17 protein-coding genes are annotated in these 18929 nt (G+C 70.7%); 8 read left to right on the forward strand and 9 right to left on the reverse strand.

Going from position 1 to position 18929, the window contains the following annotated elements:
- The 3 genes from ACFVS9_RS01185 to ACFVS9_RS01195 form a co-directional block, all read right to left on the reverse strand.
- Nucleotides 1-1293 (reverse strand): ABC transporter substrate-binding protein, encoded by a 1293-nt coding sequence (locus ACFVS9_RS01185; protein WP_389929304.1) that lies wholly within the window; start codon nt 1291-1293, stop codon nt 1-3.
- Nucleotides 1294-1665: 372 nt separating this feature from the next.
- On the reverse strand, nt 1666-1887 hold the full coding sequence (locus tag ACFVS9_RS01190; RefSeq protein ID WP_383114516.1) for a DUF397 domain-containing protein: 222 nt from the start codon (nt 1885-1887) through the stop codon (nt 1666-1668).
- A complete protein-coding gene (locus ACFVS9_RS01195) occupies nt 1880-2674 on the reverse strand; it encodes a helix-turn-helix domain-containing protein (protein WP_383114515.1) in 795 nt (264 codons plus the stop codon). Before ACFVS9_RS01195 ends, ACFVS9_RS01190 begins: the two co-directional genes overlap by 8 nt.
- Before the next feature lie 99 nt (nt 2675-2773).
- On the opposite strand from ACFVS9_RS01195, the gene ACFVS9_RS01200 reads away from it, so the two are divergent.
- Together ACFVS9_RS01200 and ACFVS9_RS01205 are read left to right on the forward strand one after the other, a co-directional pair.
- The gene (locus tag ACFVS9_RS01200; RefSeq protein WP_389929306.1) at nt 2774-3031 is read left to right on the forward strand and encodes a hypothetical protein; all 258 of its coding nucleotides are present in this window, start codon (nt 2774-2776) and stop codon (nt 3029-3031) included.
- Entirely contained in the window at nt 3028-3336 is a 309-nt protein-coding gene (locus ACFVS9_RS01205) for a hypothetical protein (protein ID WP_389929308.1), read from the forward strand. The genes ACFVS9_RS01200 and ACFVS9_RS01205 overlap by 4 nt, the downstream gene beginning before the upstream one ends.
- A gap of 14 nt (nt 3337-3350) precedes the next feature.
- Here the strand turns inward: ACFVS9_RS01205 and ACFVS9_RS01210 are convergent, their stop codons facing one another.
- Nucleotides 3351-3761 (reverse strand): RidA family protein, encoded by a 411-nt coding sequence (locus ACFVS9_RS01210; protein ID WP_389929310.1) that lies wholly within the window; start codon nt 3759-3761, stop codon nt 3351-3353.
- A gap of 246 nt (nt 3762-4007) precedes the next feature.
- On the opposite strand from ACFVS9_RS01210, the gene ACFVS9_RS01215 reads away from it, so the two are divergent.
- A complete protein-coding gene (locus ACFVS9_RS01215; RefSeq protein WP_389929312.1) occupies nt 4008-5261 on the forward strand; it encodes an ATP-binding protein in 1254 nt (417 codons plus the stop codon).
- Entirely contained in the window at nt 5258-6382 is a 1125-nt protein-coding gene (locus ACFVS9_RS01220) for a tetratricopeptide repeat protein (RefSeq protein WP_383114510.1), read from the forward strand. The genes ACFVS9_RS01215 and ACFVS9_RS01220 overlap by 4 nt, the downstream gene beginning before the upstream one ends.
- A gap of 224 nt (nt 6383-6606) precedes the next feature.
- Here the strand turns inward: ACFVS9_RS01220 and ACFVS9_RS01225 are convergent, their stop codons facing one another.
- The 5 genes from ACFVS9_RS01225 to ACFVS9_RS01245 all read right to left on the reverse strand — a co-directional run bounded on the left by ACFVS9_RS01225 (nt 6607) and on the right by ACFVS9_RS01245 (nt 13086).
- Nucleotides 6607-7524 (reverse strand): hypothetical protein, encoded by a 918-nt coding sequence (locus tag ACFVS9_RS01225; protein WP_389929314.1) that lies wholly within the window; start codon nt 7522-7524, stop codon nt 6607-6609.
- A gap of 428 nt (nt 7525-7952) precedes the next feature.
- Nucleotides 7953-8813 (reverse strand): immunity 49 family protein, encoded by an 861-nt coding sequence (locus ACFVS9_RS01230; protein ID WP_389929316.1) that lies wholly within the window; start codon nt 8811-8813, stop codon nt 7953-7955.
- A 521-nt stretch (nt 8814-9334) separates the two neighbouring features.
- A complete protein-coding gene (locus ACFVS9_RS01235) occupies nt 9335-10375 on the reverse strand; it encodes a hypothetical protein (protein WP_389929318.1) in 1041 nt (346 codons plus the stop codon).
- 157 nt (nt 10376-10532) lie between these two features.
- Nucleotides 10533-11300, reverse strand: a complete 768-nt coding sequence (locus tag ACFVS9_RS01240; protein WP_389929320.1) for a hypothetical protein — start codon at nt 11298-11300, stop codon at nt 10533-10535.
- Between the two features lie 301 nt (nt 11301-11601).
- Nucleotides 11602-13086 (reverse strand): PucR family transcriptional regulator ligand-binding domain-containing protein, encoded by a 1485-nt coding sequence (locus ACFVS9_RS01245; protein ID WP_389929322.1) that lies wholly within the window; start codon nt 13084-13086, stop codon nt 11602-11604.
- Between the two features lie 357 nt (nt 13087-13443).
- Here ACFVS9_RS01245 and ACFVS9_RS01250 point away from each other — a divergent pair, with 357 nt between their 5' ends.
- The 4 genes from ACFVS9_RS01250 (at nt 13444) to ACFVS9_RS01265 (ending at nt 18917) form a co-directional block, all read left to right on the forward strand.
- The gene (locus ACFVS9_RS01250; RefSeq protein ID WP_383114505.1) at nt 13444-14913 is read left to right on the forward strand and encodes a sodium:solute symporter; all 1470 of its coding nucleotides are present in this window, start codon (nt 13444-13446) and stop codon (nt 14911-14913) included.
- A 182-nt stretch (nt 14914-15095) separates the two neighbouring features.
- Nucleotides 15096-16064, forward strand: a complete 969-nt coding sequence (speB, locus tag ACFVS9_RS01255; protein ID WP_389929324.1) for an agmatinase — start codon at nt 15096-15098, stop codon at nt 16062-16064.
- Nucleotides 16061-17743, forward strand: a complete 1683-nt coding sequence (locus tag ACFVS9_RS01260; RefSeq protein WP_383114503.1) for a thiamine pyrophosphate-binding protein — start codon at nt 16061-16063, stop codon at nt 17741-17743. Before speB ends, ACFVS9_RS01260 begins: the two co-directional genes overlap by 4 nt.
- A 322-nt stretch (nt 17744-18065) precedes the next feature.
- Entirely contained in the window at nt 18066-18917 is an 852-nt protein-coding gene (locus ACFVS9_RS01265) for a serine hydrolase (protein WP_389929326.1), read from the forward strand.
- Nucleotides 18918-18929 lie beyond the last annotated feature (12 nt).

The following is an 18929-nucleotide window of genomic DNA, read 5'->3' on the forward strand; positions in this document are numbered from 1 at the left end:
TCATGCCGTGCGGTAGGCGGATTCCAGGGCGGAGCGCACGGAGGCCGCGCTCGTCCCCCGGGTGAAGGCGGTGCTGGTCGCGGTGATCAGCGGCTGGGTGGCGGTCGGCGGGACGTACAGGTCGGGCAGGAGCGCCTGCCCGACCCGGTCGCCGAGCCGCTGGGCCTCGGCCACCAGCGGGAAGTCCGTGCTGACCGTGTCGGTCACGAGCGCCATGTCCCGGCCGCTCTCGGTGATGAAGCGGGACACGACGTCGGGCCGGTACATGAAGCGGAGGAACTTCTCGACCGAGGACAGCTTCTTGACGCCGTTGGGGCTGATCCAGAAGCCGATGAGGGTATACGAGCGCAGGATGGTCGGCTTCTCGTGGGCGGCACCCGGTGCGAGCGGCCAGCCGCCGATCTCGGTGTGCCCGGCCGCCTTGGCCGGGACCTTGGCCAGGGCGGAGGACATCGCGGACTGGATGGCCGCGGCCTCCGTGTTGTACTGCGTGGTCATCGTGTCCGAGGTCAGCCCCTGCGCCTTGTCGGCGAAGACACCGGCGTCCCGGAGCGACACGAAGTAGTCGATACCCGCACGTGCGCCCCGGCTGCCGCTGAAGTCCCCGGTCGTGTAGACCTGCCGGGCCTCCTCGGGGGTGAGGAAGGTCTGGATGATCTGGGCGAGCAGCTTCTGCCCGGTCCAGTCGTTGCCGCCGACGGTGACGGGCGCGATGCCCTTCGCCCGCAGCTTGCGTGCGGCGCCGACGAGCTGGTCCCCGGTGGTGGGCACGGAACCGACACCGGCCCGGTCCAGCAGGTGGGTGTTGAAGGCGACGGGCCAGTTGGTGGCGAAGTAGGGGAAGGCGCGGAGCCTGCCCTTGTCGTCGGTCCACTCGGTGAGAGCGGCGGGCAGGACGCGGTCGCGCAGTCCCCAGTCGTCGAGGTAGCCCTTGACGTCGACGGTGGCGCCGACATCGGTCCAGGCGAGCGTCTTGTCGTACAGGTTGACCATGACCACGTCCGGCTCCTTACGGGCCAGCCGGGAGGTCTCGTACACCTGGGGGAGGTCGTCGCCGTTGACGAGGTTCTTGACCCGGAGCCCCGGGTTCTCCTTCTCGAAGTCCTTCACGGCGGCGGTGTAGGTGGGGGAGCCCGGCGCGGTGGTTCCGAGCTGGGTGTGGACGAGCAGCGTGCCGGGGTCGGAATCGGCCGAGGCGAGCGTGGAGCAGCCGGACAGGGCGGGCAGCGCGGTAGCGGCGGCGAGGCCGGAACCAGCGGCAAGGAAACCGCGCCGACTCAGGGGTGAGCGCACAGCGGGATGTCTCCAACCAGGACGTTAACCGGAGTGGTTAATCGATGTACCAGCGGGTTGCGAGAAACTTAGGTGCGGGGGAGGGAATGGTCAACCCCTGGTTGCGCATGCTGGAAAGCCGGACATTTGGGGCGACCTGAGGGGGGCGCGTCGCGCGGCGCGAGGGCCGTGTGTCCGGGGGTGTCCGCCCCTCGGGTGAAGGCGCGGGACGGTGGGGGCGGCCGCGCTCGGGGGCCGGGCCCGCGCCGGCCGGCCGGCTGGCCGGCGGCCGGCGGTCCGTGGTGATCTGCCGGTCGTCGGCGTCTGTGGGGTACGTCCTCGGCGCGGAGTCGCCGCTCCGGGTGGGGCGGAGGGGTGCGGGTGTCCGGATGCTCAGGCGGAGAAGTGCCCGGACCTGACTGCGGAGACGAAGGCGGACCAGCCGGTGGCCGCAACGATCAGGGTCGGGCCGTGGGGAACCTTGGAGTCGCGGACGGGGACGCCGGAGGGGTGGCCGTCCAGGATCTCTATGCAGCTTCCGCCCTGGTTGTCGCTGTAGGAGGACTTGCGCCAGCCGGTCGGAGCAGAAGCGGTCGAGATGGTGCGCTCAGTCATGGTGTCCGTATTCCTTCGCTGTCGCCCGCATCAGGGCGAGGGACTCTTCCAGTGGCAGTGCGTCGCTCAGCGCAAGATCGTAGGCACCCCGCAGCCGTTCGACCAGCGCAGGAGTGTCGTGCACCTTTCCGGTGTTCACGCCCTCGGTATACGCGACCGTGGGTTGGTCCTCGAACCACATCAGCGTCATCATGCCCTGCATGATCGGGTGGGCGCCGAGAGTGAAGGGCAACACGTGCGTTCGTACCCGTTCCGTCTCGGTCACACGCACGATGTGCATGATCTGTCCCGCCATGACCTCGCGGCCGCCGACGGGTCGGCGCAGAACCGCCTCGTCGAGGAGCGCCCACACCACGGGCGTTGTCGGTTGGGAAAGGAGCTGGGAGCGTGCCAGCCGTGTGACGACGAGCCTGTCACACTCCTCCTCACTCCAAGGGGGGAACGCGGTGCGCATCAGGGCGCGGATGTAGCGTTCGGTCTGAAGGATGCCTGGCACAAGTGTGCTGGCGAACTCCCGGATAACGGTGGCCTGTTGTTCGAGTACGCGCGCTGACGCGAAGTGGTCGGCTACCGCCGCGTCTTCCTCCGGCAGGAAGCTGCTCAGCACGTTCCCCGTGTTCAGAGCCTTGTCCAGCCGTCGCGCGTCCTCCTTCGACGGGATGCGGCGTCCCGCCTCGATGTGCGCGATGTGCGAACGGGTCATGACCGCCGCGTCGGCCAACTCCTGTTGGGTCAACCCTGCGGCCAGGCGTTGTTCCTTGAACCAGTCCCCATAGCTGTTGCTCAACGTCGACTCCCGTGTGACGAATGATCTGTCACCAACCAACCCCTGGCGAGCCTAGCCCCACCCGTCCCACTCTGTGAGTGGATCGCTACACAGCGACAGATGGCCAGGTGGCGGCCCCAGGGCGGGCCCATGGTCATCGCCCTTCCACGCAACGGAGTTGACGACGTGCTGCACTGCATCATCCGCACCCTGGAGGCGCTGCTGCGTCTCCTTCGGCCGGTCCCGGAGGCATTCCGCGTACCCCCTCCGCCCGAGGGTGTGACGACCGGGCCGCCGTCGGAGCGCCCGCTGTGGCTCGCGATGTACGGAATCGACGTCAGGCCCTGCCCGGGGTGCGGCCTCGGGCGGATCGTGTGACCGGGCGGATTCCCGGCACGGCGCGCCTGCTGCCGTGGGCCGGCCCGGAGGGCAAGCCCTGCTACGTCCTGGGCGACGGTACGGGGCACGTCTCCCGCGTGGCCGACGACATCGAGAGCGTCCAGCTCGGCATGGCCGCCGAACTGCTGCACCACGCGGCCGACATGCTCGACGACCGCCCGGTGACCGTGATGCAACTCCGTTACGTGGTGGCCCGCATGGCCGAATCGCTGCGCGACGTGCACCGGATCGCGGAGAGCCGGGGTGAACGTCTCGCGGCTCTGAGCGCCGGCACCGGGGGCTGAGCGGGTGACGGCTCTCAGGCGTCGAGCACCGCTGCGACCGCTTCGATCTCCACGAGCTGGTCGTGGTACCCGAGGACCGTGACGCCCAGCAGTGTGCTCGGGGCGTCGTGGTCGCCGAAGCCCTCCCGGACCACGCCCCAGGCGGTCACCAGGTCCTCCTGCCGTGAGGACGCGACGAGCACCCGCGTGCTGATGACGTCCTCCAGCGACGCGCCCGCGTCGGCGAGGGCGGTGCGCATGTTCTCGAATGCCTTCGCCGCCTGGCCCGCGTAGTCGCCCACCGCCGTCGTCGAACCGTCCTCGTCCAGCGGGCACGAACCCGCGAGGAAGATCAGCCGGGCGTCGGCGGGGGCGGTGGCGGCGTAGGCGTACTCGGCCACGTCGGAGAGGGTGGTGGAGCGGATGAGCGTGACGGCGCGGGGCATAGGTTTCCCGACCTTCGAGGAGGGAGCGAGGGCGCTCCATCCTCACAGGGCGCGGCCGTCACCGCCTCATTTTTTACGCCCCGGGGCCAGGGGGCGCGGCCTCTTCAGGGGGCGGTCAGGTGCTACGACCTGCGCCGGCCGCTCAAGGCGCACGCGGTCGGAACCTTCCGTCCGCGACGTCCCCATGGGACTGCCGGCCGTCGAACGTCCCCTGAGATGTCGTACGGCGACGTTAGTCTGAGGATCATGCCGGACGACTCCCCTCTCATACGGAGCCTGCGCGCCGCGGTTTCCGCCGTACCCGCCGATGTGCCCCTGCGGCTGCACCTGGCCCAGCTCCTGTTGGAGGAGGGACGGTCCGATGACGCCGTCGCCGAGGCGGCCGCGGCTCTCCAGCACGCACCGGGCGACGCCCAGGCCCGAGCTCTGATGATCCGGGCGATGGGCGCAGCGCCCCCCTCGCCCGAGCGGCCCCCGGAGTCCGGACAACCACCGTCCCCGCGCGGCGGGTTCGACTGGAAGGCCGCCGCAGAACAGGTCGGGGACGCCGTGCCGCCGCGGTTCGCCGGGACGCCTGCCCGCGCGGACGGGCAGGACGACTCCGCGGATGCCGACGCGTGGGAGGTGGAGGACCCCGGCACCGTGCGACTGGCCGATGTCGGCGGCATGCAGGAGGTGAAGGACCGTCTGGAGGCCGCCTTCCTCGCCCCTCTGCGCAACCCCGAGCTGCGCAAGCTGTACGGCAAGAGCCTTCGTGGCGGGCTGCTCCTGTACGGGCCGCCCGGCTGCGGCAAGACGTTCGTGGCGCGGGCAGTGGCCGGTGAGCTGGGCGCCGCCTTCCTCTCCGTGTCGGTGAACGACGTCCTCGACATGTGGATCGGCAACTCCGAACGCAACATGCACGAGATCTTCGAGACCGCCCGCCGTCAGGCACCCTGCGTGGTCTTCCTGGACGAGCTGGACGCGCTCGGCGCCAAGCGCAGCCGCACCGCGCACAGCGGCATGCGCAACACGGTCAACCAACTGCTCAGCGAGTTGGACGGCATCGATTCGGCAGCGAACGAAGGCGTGTTCGTGCTGGCCGCCACCAATGTGCCCTGGGACGTGGACAACGCCCTGCGCCGCCCCGGACGCCTGGACCGGACGATCCTCGTCCTGCCGCCCGACCGAACCGCCCGCGAGGCGATCCTCCGCCACCACCTGCGGGAGAGGCCCATCGAGAACGTCGACCTGGGCAAGCTGGCCAGGATCACCGACGGCCTGTCCGGTGCGGACCTGGCCCATCTCTGCGAGGCGGCGGCCGAGCGGGCACTGCTGGACTCGGTGCGCACCGGCAACGTACGCATGATCGGCATGAAGGACCTGCTCGCCGCGGCCGAAGACGTGGTTCCGTCCGCGGAACCGTGGTTCGCCTCCGCACGCAACGTGGCGATGTTCGCCAACGAGGGCGGGATGTACGACGACCTGGTGGCCTACCTGAAGAAGAGGCGCAAACTGTGACCGCGACCCTGCACCCCGCCGTGGAGCGGGCCGACCTGCTCATCGACCTGAAGCGGTACGAAGAGGCCAGGGAGCTGCTGGCCCGTAGGCTCGCGGAGGACCCCGAGGACATCCGGGCCTGGGTCAAGCTGGCCTCCAGCCATCTCGGGGACGAGAAGGACGGCGCGAAGGCGCTGGAAGCCACCGAGCGGGCACTGGCCCTGAACGCCGAGGACATCGGGGCCCTCACGATGCACGCCCACGCCCTGCGGGCGTCCGGCCGCTTCCCGGAGACCGAGGGCGTGCTGCGCGACGTGATCCGGCTGGCCCCCGACCACTGGCACGGCTACGCGCTGCTCGCCAACTGGCTCTGGCGCATCGAGCTGGTCCGCTCCGGACAGGCGAACGGCGGCCAGGCGCGGCGCGAGGACGTGGCGGCCGCCCTGAGTGAGTCGGACGCACTCGTCCGGGAGGCGGTTCGGCTGGGCCCCGAGGAGGTGTACCCCTACGAAGTGGCGTTGCTGATCGCCGACATGCTGGGCGACCGGGCCGCGGCGGACCAGTGGGAGCTGGCCATCCTCCGGATCGACCCGCAGCACGAGGACGCCCTGACCCGGCAGGCGAAGAAGGCGGCGGCGGCCCCCGGCGTCATGGCGAAGGAGGCCGCCACCCTCTACGCCGACGCGCTGGCCTCCGCCCCCGGCTCGGAGCTGATGCAGCGCGGTCTGGACGACGCGTCCTACCGCCTGCTGCGCGGCGTGCGCTGGCTGGCTCTGCTCTGCCTGGTCTTCGCAGCCGTGGGTATCGACCTGTTCGCGACGGAGGGAGAGACCCAGCGGGAGCTGCCGCTCGTGCTCGGCCAGCGGCTGTGGGACCTCGTCCCCATGGCCGTCGTCTGGGTCCTGGGCGCACTGCTGCGCTACCGCCGTCTGCGCGCCGGTGTCCAGATCAACCTGCGCTCGATCATCCGGCGCCGCACGTGGCCCCGCATCGTCCTGGGCCAGGCGGCGTGGGCCATGCTCTGCGCGCTGTTGATCACCCAGATACCTTGGACGGAGCGCACGGTTCCGCTCGTTCTGTTCTGGGCCGGCCTGGTGCCGACGGTGGCGACGATGTGGTTCGACCGGAGGAAGACCGGCTGAGCCGGACGGCAGCCCGAGGGGCCCCGGTGACCGCACGGCTTCGCCACCACGCGGCCCCCGGATGCCCGAAGGGCTGTGCGGCGTACACCGCATCGCGGCCGACCGGGGCGAGTGTGTGCGTGCTGCGTCGCGGAGGGCCGGGGCGAGTGTGTGCGTGCTGCGTCGCGGAGGGCCGGCCCCGGTCGTCGAGAAGCCGCGGACTTTGACGTGCAGTCCGGGTTCGTTCAACTGTCCCGTCGGCCTGCCCGCCTGGTGAAGCGCCGTAGCCCCCTTCGGGTGGGCGAGAGGGGTGTGTCCTCGGGGGCGACCTGACCCTGAGCCGCCGGCAGGGCCGGTGCGGGTGCGAGGGCCGGGGCCTGGACTTCCGCGTACTGACTGCCCCGTTCCATCCGGCTTCGGACGGCCTGGGCCATGGCGTGGTGGGACGGTTCCCGCAGCAGGCCCTCCGCGGACAACTTCTCCCACATGTGCCGCAGTTCCTGCCCCCGGGTCGTCACCAGTGTCTCGTCCTGGAGCCGTTGCCAGGCCGCGGTGGCACGGGCCACCTCGGGCAAGGCCCGGTGCAGATCACTGCCGCAGCGGATGCGGGCGACCGTCAGCGCTAGGCCGGTGGAGGTCGTGTAGTCGCCGCGGCGGTAGGCGATGTACGCCTCGATGGCCCTGGCCTCCAGCGACAGCTCGTCCTCCGCGCCCCGGCGCAGTGTCAGGTGTTCCCGCAGTGCGCCGGCGAGGACGAACGCGGCGTGCAGTTCCCCCCGTTGCGCGTGCTGGGTGATCCGCTCCACCCGCGCGAGCGGGGGAAACGCCTTCTCCTCGGCGGCGGTTCGCTCGCGCCCGGGCGGCAGGTCCTCCTCCTCGCCGATGGTCCGGCTGGAGCCGTCGGGATACACCCGGAGCCGCGCCACCTGCCGCACGCTGCGGTCGATGACGGTCGCCGCCACCGGAGTCCCCAGGGTGCGGGCGAACATGGCTATGGCGTCGAGGATCGTCTCGTTGGGCGGGCGTGTGCCGCCCATGTCCAGCAGGTGGCCGTTGACCACCGTCGATCCGTCCTCGGCCACGTAGGCGTCGAGACGGATCAGCGGTGGTGCGCTGAGGACGGGGAGGTTTCCCGTCTCGCGGGGTGTCAGTGAGTGCGGCATCCGCTCAGACTCCGGGTCGGGCCACACCGAGGACGGGCATGGAGGCGGCCGGTGCAGTCGCGCGTCCGGGTTGTGGAACGTGGACCATCTGCTCGCCTCCGAGGTACATGCCCACGTGCGTGGCGTTCAGTCTAGTAGATGATCAGGTCGTCGGGCCGGGCGGATGCCGGGGCGATCCGGGCACATCGCGCAGCACGCGTCCGGCCGGTCGCCCCTGCCCTCAGAGACGTCCGGCTCGGGTCGACGAAGCGGCTCACGTTGTCTGCCACGGGCAGGGCTTTTGCGGCGAGGGCGCCCTGTCGCCGACGGTGACCGCGCCACCGAGGTAGGCGCGACCAAGCCCCGCGCGGCGGTCCCTGCCGTGGGCCTCTCTGTGGGAAAGGTGCAGTGAGGGACGATCGAGTCCGCTGTGTTGCTCCTGCGGAGGACTACGCCTCGAACTCGCCACGCCAGGCGAAGTCCAGCAGGGCGTCCGGCAGGTAGCCGGAGTCGACCTCGATCGGAATGCCGTCGGCCTTCGCAAGGCACGCCACCGCCAGCGGAGCGATGGCCACCACCCCTTCGATGTTCTGGGTGCGGTCTTCGTCGGCTGTCCAGTACTCCTTGTGCCAGCGCAGAGCGTCGTTCAGGGCCTGATTGAAGCCTTCCGTATCGTTGCGCAGGTAGCGATAGAACATCATGATCGGGGGGTACTTCAGCTTGCCCATGGTCTCGGCGTCGAGGATGCGAGCTCCCTCGGGAGCACTCAAGTCCACGGCCCGCACCAAGTGCTGGCTGACGTCGTCACGCCGCAGCCAGAAGCTCTGGAGGGTTGCCACCCAGGAGTAGACGTACTCGTCAAGCTCGCCACCGCAGTCGCGCAGCAACGACATGGGCACCCGCGCCAGCATGTCGAGGCGGGCTGTTTCCCGGCAGATCAGGGCCAGGCAGAAGGCGTTGATCCACGTCCCCGCATTGAGGTAAAGCTGCGGACCAGTGGCGGCGAGCTGTCGATCCTCCTGGCCGATTTTACAGGTGACCGTCTCCTGGTCGGTGTACGCGGCTGCGAAGACCGCCGAGTGCACCTGCATGGTCAACAGCCAGGACTCCCAGGTCTCAACCTTCACCGCATCCGGGTCCCCGACGCAGCGGGTGCGCGCCACGTTCAAGGATGTCGTCAGCGCCGCGCTCCTGGTGCCGTGCGAGCTCGCGATGGTCTGCAACGAAGTGGCCAGAGACCTCTCCATGACGGGAACGACAGCCTCCATCGCGGCCGTCGGATAGCTCTGTCGGGACACGCTCGTGACCACTGATCTCCTCTGTCGAATTCAGATCTTGAAGTACTCGAGAACCGCGCCGGCGTACGAGCCCTTGCCCTCGACGACCTTTCGTTGTCGAGTGCCGGCCTGAGTTCGGCCACCAGCTCGGCATTGGTCCAGACCTTCCCTGTTTCGTCGATCACCGAGAGCGCCGGGCGTGCTTCCATTTCGGCGAGGATTGTCTCCAGGTAGTGTCTGGTGCCCTGCTGCATCATGAGGTCTGCGGCGGCGCCCTTGCCTCTGCGCCAGATGAGACCTGAACCCGGCGCCTTCGCCTCGATGATCACGAGCTTGCCGTCCGGCCGTCGGTACAGCTGGTCGAACATGTTGGCACCGTTCGGTGTTTTTGGCAGAGGCTGCTCCACCGCACCCAGTGACCGTCCGAGCGGTAGTACAGGTCGAACCAGGACTTGTCAGGATTGTTCGCACGTCGAACGAATTCATCCTGTTTGACTTTGATCTCCTCGGCGGTCAGCTGTCGGTCGCCTGGGGAGTGGGTCGGCTGCGCCGCATCATCCGCGCCGTGAGCCGCGCCGTCCAGGCCGCCTGCACCCGGTTCTGTGGGGGTGTGTACCGCCACCCCCGGTCGGTGGCTCATTGCGGCCACCGACGTCGGGGCCGTCCATGTGGGTGCCTGCGCCGGCAGGGCCGCCGCCACGGCCTGTAGCCGAGGGCCCGTCGGTGCGGTCGCTGCCGCGGGGGGTGTTGTCCAGGTGGTTCGTGGGCGTGTTGTCCGGGATTCGGCCGCCGGGGGTGTGGCCGGCTGGCACATATGCGGGCGCATCGTCACCAACCCGGCCAAAATCTCTCAGGTTGTCACCAAGGCGTATGCCGTCACCGATATTGCTCCCGCCACGCGCCCCCGCCCCGACCGGCACCGGCTGCGGTGCCGGGGTTTCTACGCGGGCGTGGTCCGGGGTGTCCGCGTCGAAGTCGGCTTTGCCGGCTTCCTTGCTGACTTCGTCGCTGCGTTGGAGGAGGTTGCCGCCTTCGTCGTAGAGGTTGCCTTCGAGGTCCCAATAGGCGGCGCGGGGGGCGGAGGGGGATTTGACCGTGCCTTCTTCGGTCAGGGCGGCCAGTTCGTCGGGGAGCTTGACCGTGCCCTTCGGAAGGGCGATCACTCCCTCGGGGAGTTCGACCGTGCCGTCCGCGAGCCGGACAGCGCCCTCCGGTATCGCCGCGCGCGCGGGGAGGTCGAGCGTGCCGTCGGGCAGGCGTACTGCCCCTTCGGGGAGGGTGAAGACGTTGTCCGGGAGTGGGGGTATCTCCACGGCGCCCAGGCCCTTGAGACCGGCCATCGCGTCGCCGATCTTCGTCAGGCCGAAGCCCGCGCCCTTGAAGACGTACGTCATCGGGTCCACGAAGCGGCCGACCTTGCCTGCCACGGACAGTGCCTTGGCGGCCAAAGCGGCTTTGCCGCCGCCGGCGACCGCGCCGCCGGTGCCGCCGGTGAAGACGGTGGTGACGACGTTGAAGGTGACCGCGCCAGCTGCCCGGGAGGGGTTGTCGCCCCACTCGTCCCAGGCCACCAGGGCTTTGCCTGTCTCCTTCACCGCAGTGCGGGACTCGCGGAGCCAGGTCGGCAGGTCCTCGTCCTTCGCCGTCCATTACGACGGGAGTAGCCCGCCGGATCGAACCGTGTGTGGCTCCTCGCCCCGCTTGAGCGGTGGGGAGAGGTCCGGAGTCATCATCTCAGCGGTGGCTGTGGACTTACGGAGAGCCGGTGAGCTTGGCCGTCAGAGATTCGATGAACGCGGCAGCCTCGATTTCGGTGATCCGGACATGGTCGATGTCGTTATGCCCGAGGTTGTAGAGCCGCAGGTATTCGGTCGGCTCCCAGCGGAGATTGCGGGTGAAGGCCTCGTCGTACATCCGATCACCATCGACTCGTCGCCGGACGATCCCGCGCGGGCTGTGCCGGGGGTACCCGTCGCTGATTTTCGCGTAGTACGTCATCTCCCCCTCAGCGTCCAGCGCGTCGAGGGTGGCGGGGGCGAGCGTGAGGAAGGGGCTGGCGGAGGCATTGCTCTCCACATCTCGCAACGGGATCATCACGCCGTTGAGGTCAAGGTACTCCTCAAGGTAGTAGCCGCCGCCGCGCTCGTACATGACCAGCAGCGGCTCGTACGGATTCGGCAGATTCGTCAGTAGGTCGCTGCGGGCTTCCTGCAGGGCCGCCCAGCGGACGGCACCGCGGCAGGTGGTCCTGAGAGAGGCGGGGGCGAGCTCCTCCAGGAGTCCCTCCAGCTCGTCGACAACGTCGGGCGGCGTCGTGATCCCGGCGTCAACGTGCTCGGCGATGTCGAAGAACGGCCACGAAGGCTCTGCGTCGTAGGCCTTGGCCCACAGAGCCGCCCGGCGCAGGTACTCACGCATGAGGAGCGCGCGCGAATGGGGATGGCCGAAGGCCGCTGAGTCGTCAGCCCAGTTGATGGCCTGCAGTCGGCCCAACACGATACGCGAAGGCTTGTCGGTCACTTCAGTTTCAGCCCCTTGGCTCGCAGCTCATGGAAAACCTCCTTCACGAAGTCATCGAGATTCGATAAATCGGCAGCAAGTTTTGTTTTTGGCGTCATGGAGGTACGGCAGGCCGGCCCTTATAAGTTGGCTCTCCACGTACTCATGCGTCATGAGGTTCCTGAATTCCTTGACCTGCGCCTTGTTCAGGGTGCCCTTGCGTGCACCGTCCCACAGGTCTGCGATGGGTCGTTCGTCGCGTCAGTCGGTCGCCCTGAAACATAGGGCACGTGTCAGCGAGGAGCACCTCGCAGGGGCGGATTCAGGACCTGTGGGCCCGCAGTGCGAACCAGAGTTCCGTCCGTACGTCCATGTCGTCCAGGTCCGTGTCCAGCAGTGCCGCGCACCGGGCGATGCGCTGGCGGACCGTGTTGCGGTGCACCTTGAGCGCCACCGCCGTGCGGTCCCAGCTTCCGTGCAGGCTCAGCCAGCAGCGCAGGGTCTCGGCCAGGGGCTCGGTGAGGGGGGCCAGCAGGGCGCGGGCGTGGGCCTCGGCGCGGTCGGGCGGGACCAGGGCGGCCAGGCCTCCGGCGCCCGGACGGTGGGTGCTGAGCGGGACGCGGGTCGCCTCCGCGTGGCCCAGGGCCCGGGACGCCTGGGTGTCGGCGTCGGGCAGGGCGGACACCGGGGCGGGTCCGGAGACGCCGAGGGTCCAGCCGGGCTGCGGGGCCACCGCCTCGTGGCGGCCGGGGAGCAGGATCCGTACCGTGTCGCGGTCCACGTCCGACAGGGCCGAGCCCAGCGCCCGGCCGAGGGTCCCGGCGTTCAGCGGGTCGGCCGGGGTGCCGTCGGCGCGGCGGGCGTGGACCACCGTCCAGGCGTCACCGTCGCCCAGCAGCGGGGCCACGTCCTCGGGACCCGCGCCCAGCAGGAGCCGTACGAGCGCGGCCGAGCGGCCCGCCACGTCGGCACCCTGGTGCGGGGCCGTGAGCAGGGAGAGCAGCACGACGGCGATCCCCGCGACGGTGTGGTCCCCGAAGTCCCGGCGCGGTGTCGCCAGAGCGAGGGCCAGCCCCTGACCGCCGCCGAGCGCGTACGCGAACAGATGGGTTCCGTCCCGGGTGTCGGTCGCCGACGAAGGGCTCGGCTTCCGTGCCGGGGAGGGGCCGGCGCCACCGGAAGGCGCGGCGGGCGCTACCAGCCGGGCCAGGCGGGCCAGCGCCGTCCGCACCTCCGGTGCCGGGTGCCCGCCCGCCGCGTGCAGCACCCCGCCGTCGGCCGTGAGGAGTGCGACCCGGCCCTCCAGCTGCACGGCGAGCTGCCGCAGCACGGCGGGGACCGGGTCGGGGCGGGCCGCGGCCGTCGCCAGCGCCTGCTGGGCCCGGGCCACCCGGCGCAGCTCACGGTGCCTGGCCTCCGCCATGAGCCGCCACACCGCTCTGGCGACCGCCGTGAACCGGGTCTCCGGAGGGACTTCCAGGAGGGGCAGGCCGTGCCGGTCGCACGCCTCCACCAGGGCCGCCGGAACCGTGTCGTACACCGGGGTCACCCCGAAGCCGAGCGCCGACGCCCCCGCCTGGACGAGCCGGCCGACGTAGGTGTCCGCGTCCGCCAGCTGCACCCCGGCGGTCAGCAGCAGCTCGCCGCCCAGCAGGTACGGATACGGGTCGGCCATCTCCGAGGTGTGCACCCACAGCAGGTCCGCCCGGCCCGGACCGGCGATCCTGCGCAGCCTCAGTTCCTCCCGTGCCAGCAGCTCGGCCAGGGGGATGGGAGGGGTGGGAGGCACGGCGGGGGAGTCCGGCATGGATGATCCATCTGTTCAGCGGGTCGAGGATGGAGGAAACGTACACTTCAGCGTCGGCTTCCGGCCACCTACCGTCTTCATCACCACACCCGACCCCTGGAGGGCGTCGGGTGACCTCCGAACGGGCGGGCGACCGCCCCGGCACGCGTGTTCCCGCGCCGCCGTCCCCGCCGCATCGCCCGGACGTCCCCGTGGCCCCGCTGCGGGGGTGTGCGGACGCCGTGGAGCGGACGCGGCGGACCGGCTCCGGAACGGGCACCGGTTCGGGCCCGGACCGGACGTGCGGGATCGCGACCGTCTTCCGGGCCGGAGGTCACCCGGCGGGCCCCTGAGCGGAAACGAGACGGAGGAAGGCCCATGGCTGTCGACTACGCGGTGATCGTGGTCTATCTGGCCGGCATGCTCGCCATGGGCTGGTGGGGCATGCGCCGCGCCAGGTCCAAGAGCGAGTTCCTGGTCGCCGGACGGCGGCTCGGCCCCTGGATGTACTCCGGCACCATGGCCGCGATCGTCCTCGGCGGCGCGTCGACGATCGGCGGCGTGGGCCTCGGCTACCAGTACGGGCTCTCCGGTGCCTGGATGGTCTTCACCATCGGCCTCGGTCTGCTCGCCCTGTCCGTCTTCTTCTCCGCCCGCATCGCCCGGCTGAAGGTCTACACCGTCTCCGAGATGCTCGACCTGCGCTACGGCGGGCGGGCCGGGCTCATCTCCGGTGTCGTCATGTGGGCGTACACGCTGATGCTCGCGGTCACCTCGACCATCGCCTACGCCACCATCTTCGACGTCCTGTTCGACGTGAACCGGACCGTCGCGATCATCCTGGGCGGCACCATCGTCGTCGCGTACTCGACGCTCGGCGGCATGTGGTCGATCACGGTCACCGACATGGTGCAGTTCGTCGTCAAGACGATCGGTGTGCTGCTCCTGCTCCTGCCCATCGCCGTCGTCAAGGCCGGCGGCTTCAGCGAGATGAAGGCGAAGCTGCCCACGGAGTACTTCGACCCGCTGGGCATAGGAGGCGAGACGATCTTCACGTACGTCCTGATCTACACCTTCGGCATGCTGATCGGCCAGGACATCTGGCAGCGCGTGTTCACCGCCCGCAGTGACAGCACGGCACGTTGGGGCGGCACCGTCGCCGGTACGTACTGTCTGCTGTACGCGATAGCCGGCGCCGTCATCGGCACCGCGGCCAAGGTGATGTACCCGACGCTGCCCAGCGCCGACGCGGCCTTCGCGACGATCGTCAAGGACGAACTGCCGGTCGGTGTACGCGGACTGGTGCTCGCCGCCGCTCTCGCCGCGGTGATGTCCACCTCCTCCGGCGCGCTGATCGCCTGCGCCACCGTGGCCAACAACGACATCTGGTCGCGGCTGCGGGGCGTGGTCGTCAGGGACGGCGGCGAGGAGCGCGACGAGGTGAAGGGCAACCGGGCCTTCATCCTCATCATGGGCGTCGCCGTCATCGCGATCGCTATCGCGCTCAACAACGTCGTCGAGGCGCTGACCGTCGCCTACAACCTGCTGGTCGGCGGGCTGCTGGTGCCGATCCTCGGCGGTCTGCTCTGGCGCCGGGGAACGGCGGCCGGAGCGCTGGCCGCCGTGGCCGTCGGCGGCGCGTCGGTGATCGGGCTGATGGCGGGCTTCGGGATCCTCGCCAACGAGCCGGTCTACTACGGGCTCCTCGCCTCGCTCGCGGTGTACGTCGTCGTCTCGCTGGCGACGAAGCCCACCGACGCGGCCGTACTGGCCGCCTGGCGCGAGCGGCTCGCCGGACGCGGGGCCGACGATCCGGCCACCCCGGACCCGGACCCGGTCGCGGCCTGATCCGCTGCCCCGGCCCGGTGGGTGGTCCCCACCCGTCCGGACCACCCACCGGGCCACGCTCCAGCCCCCCCAACCGGGCCACGCTCCAGCCACCCACCGGACCACGGTCCGGCCCCTGACAGACTGAATACCGTATGAACGCCCACAAGGCGTGCACGGCTGAACGAAAGGCACCCGCACCCATGAGCAGCAACGAAGCGCCGCGCGGCCCCGTCGACTCCTCCCGCGTCCCGCGGTACGCCGGACCCGCGACGTTCGCCCGGCTGCCACGGCTCGACGAGGTCGGCACCGCCGACGTCGCCGTCGTCGGGGTGCCCTTCGACACCGGCGTCTCCTACCGTCCCGGTGCCCGCTTCGGCGGCAACGCGATCCGGGAGGCCTCCCGCCTCCTGCGCCCCTACAACCCGGCCCAGGACGCCTCGCCCTTCGCCCTCGCCCAGGTCGCCGACGCCGGAGACATCGCCGCGAACCCCTTCGACATCGGCGAGGCCGTCGAGACCATCGAAGCCGCCGCCGACGATCTGCTCTCCACCGGCGCCCGGCTGATGACCCTCGGCGGCGACCACACCATCGCGCTGCCCCTGCTGCGCTCCGTCGCCAAGAAGCACGGCCCCGTCGCCCTGCTCCACTTCGACGCCCACCTGGACACCTGGGACACCTACTTCGGCGCCGAGTACACCCACGGCACCCCGTTCCGCCGCGCCGTCGAGGAGGGCATCCTCGACACGGAGGCGCTGTCCCACGTCGGCACCCGCGGCCCGCTGTACGGCAAGCAGGACCTCACCGACGACGCCAAGATGGGCTTCGGCATCGTCACCTCCGCCGACGTCATGCGGCGCGGCGTCGACGAGATCACCGACCAGCTGCGGCAGCGCATCGGCGACCGGCCGCTCTACATCTCCATCGACATCGACGTGCTCGACCCGGCCCACGCCCCCGGCACCGGCACCCCCGAGGCGGGTGGCCTCACCTCGCGCGAGCTCCTGGAGATCGTGCGCGGGCTCTCCTCCTGCCACCTCGTCTCGGCCGACCTCGTCGAGGTGGCCCCGGCGTACGATCACGCGGAGATCACCTCCGTCGCCGCCTCCCACACGGCGTACGAGCTGACGACGATCATGTCCCGCCAGATCGCGGAGGGCCGCACCAAGTGAGCCACGACCACGACGACCGGCCGCAGCTCACCGCCGCGCAGGCCGAGGCGGTGCTCAACCCGCCGCCCGGCCGCAACGGCGGCGACCTGGTCGTCGAGACCCTCCAGGGCCTCGGCGCCACCACCGTGTTCGGGCTGCCCGGCCAGCACGCCCTCGGCATGTTCGACGCGCTGCGCCGCTCCTCCCTCTCGTACGTCGGGCTGCGCGTCGAGAACAACGCGGGCTTCGCCGCCGACGCCTACGGCCGGATCACCGGAGAGGTGGCGCCCCTGCTCCTCTCCACCGGCCCCGGCGCCCTCACCTCCCTGGCCGCCCTCCAGGAGGCCGCCGCCGCGTCGGCGCCCGTCCTGGCGATCTCCAGCCAGATCCCCACCGCCGGGCTCGGCGGCGGGCGCCACGGCTACCTGCACGAACTCCGCGACCAGAAGGCGTCCTTCCGCGACATCGTGAAGTCGGTGCACACCGTGCGTACGGCCTCGCAGATCCCGTCCGCGATCGCTGCCGCCTGGGAGTCCGCGCTGACGGCCCCGCACGGCCCGGTCTGGGTGGAGATCCCGCAGGACGTGCTGCTCGCCGAGACGGTCCTGCCCGTCGTCAGCGCGCTCGACGCCACCCCGCGCGAGCTGTACCCGCGCCCCGAACTGACCCTCGCGGCCGCCCACCTGCTGTCGAACGCCGAGCGTCCCGTGATCATCGCGGGCGGCGGAGTCGTACGCTCCGACGCGGCCGGCAAGCTCCTCGCGCTCGCCGAGAAGATCGACGCCCCCGTCGTCAGCACCTTCGGCGGCAAGGGCGCCTTCCCCTGGGAGCACCCGCTCTCGCTCCGCTCCTGGCTGGAGGACCGGCACACCACCGACTTCCTGGAGTCCGCGGACGTGCTGCTGGTCGTCGGTTCCGGGCTCGGCGAGCTCTCCTCGAACTACCACACGTTCGCCCCGCGCGGCCGGGTCGTCCAGATCGAGGCCGACGCCGGGAAGCTGGAGTCCAACCACCCCGCGCTCGGCATCCACTCCGACGCCCGTGAGGCGCTCGCCGACCTGCTGGACGCGGTGGAGCCCCGCGAGGACGCCACGGCGGCCGGACGGGTACGCGAACTCCTGGAGCGGGTCCACGACCGCATCGCGGCGCAGGACCTCACCCTGGAGCAGCGGGTACTGGCCTCGGTGCGCGAGGCCCTGCCCGACACGTCGCCCAGCTTCTGGGACATGACGATCCTGGCCTACTGGGCCTGGTCCGCCTTCGACGCCCGGCACCCGAACACCATGCACTCGGCGCAGGGCGCGGGCGGCCTGGGGTACGGCTTCCCCGCCGCGATCGGCGCCGCCGCGGCCGACCGGACCAGGCCGGTGCTCGCGGTCTCCGGCGACGGCGGCGCGATGTACTCGATCGCCGAGCTCGCCACCGCGCGGCAGTACGACCTGCCCGTCACCTGGCTGATCGTCGACGACGGGGGCTACGGCATCCTGCGGGAGTACATGACCGGCGCGTTCGGCGAGGCCACGGCGACCGAGCTGTCCCGCCCCGACTTCGTCGCCCTCGCCGAGTCGTTCGGCGTCCCCGCCGTCCGTACGAGCCCGGAGTCCCTGGCCGCCGACCTCGGCAAGGCCCTCACGTCCCCGGGCCCGTCGGTGGTCGTGCTCCCCGCGCTGCTGAAGATGTTCGAGCCGACGCACCTCTGAGCCGACATACCTCTGAGCCGACGCACCCCTGAGGCCGGTGCCGCGGCTCACCTCCGGGCCGGGGGCCTCCGCGCACCGGCCCGGCGCACTTCCGAGCCGGGGCCGCGGCTCGCCTCCGGGCCAGCCCCGGCCCCGGTTCCACCCACCCCCGAGCTATGGCGTCGGTCACTCCGCCCGGCCCCCAGGCCTTGCCCCCGGGGCCGTGGGGGAGGCGGCGTACCCGTGTGTGCCCCAGGCCATAGGTCGTTCTGTCCGTTTATGCGCATCATTCACCGGTGCCCCGCAGGGCGCGCCCACCAGATGCGACCGTGCGGAGGACGGCATGACCCACCAGCGGATGTCCCGGTACCCCCGGGCCGCGCTCTGTGCTGCCCTGATCGGCGGCGTACTCGCCCCCGCGACCGCGGCGGCGGCCCGGCCTCCCGCCGTCTCCTGCGCCTCGGGCAAGCCCGGTCTCGCCGCGAAGCTGTCCAAGGACATCACCGCCGCCCTCGAGGGGCACAGCTCCACCACCGCCCTGGCGGTCCAGGACCACCGGACCGGTACGAGCTGCACCCTGCGGCCCACCCAGCAGGTCGACTCGGCGAGCGTGGTCAAGGTGACGGTCCTCGCCGCACTGCTGTGGGACGCGCAGAAGACGAAGCGGCCGCTCACGCAGCACGAGACCGAACTCTCCACCGCCATGATCACCACGTCGGACAACGACGCGACCAGCGAACTGTGGGCCCAGCTCGGCCCCGCGAAGATCAAGGCGTTCCTCAAGGCGGCCGGGATGACCCGTACCGCACCGGGCACCAAGGGCGCGTGGGGGCTCACCCAGATCACCGCCCAGGACGAGGAGCGCCTGCTGATGCTGGTGACGGCCCGGAACAAGGTCCTCGACGACAGCTCGCGGACGTTCGTCCTGGACCGGATGCGCAAGGTCGTGCCGGACCAGCGCTGGGGCGTCCCGGCCGGTGCCCCGGGCGACGCGACGGTACAGCTCAAGAACGGCTGGCTGGAACGGTCCACCCACGGCTGGCGGGTGCACAGCGTCGGCGCCTTCAGCGGCAAGGGCCACGACTACGCGATCACCGTCCTCACCCAGGACAACAAGACGATGGACGACGGCGTCGACACGATCCAGGCCGTCTCCCGGGCCGTCCACAAGGACCTCGGTCCCACCGCCGGATAGGGGCCGGGCAGC

It is taken from the genome of Streptomyces sp. NPDC058008 (genome assembly GCF_042886395.1).
GTDB lineage: Bacteria > Actinomycetota > Actinomycetes > Streptomycetales > Streptomycetaceae > Streptomyces.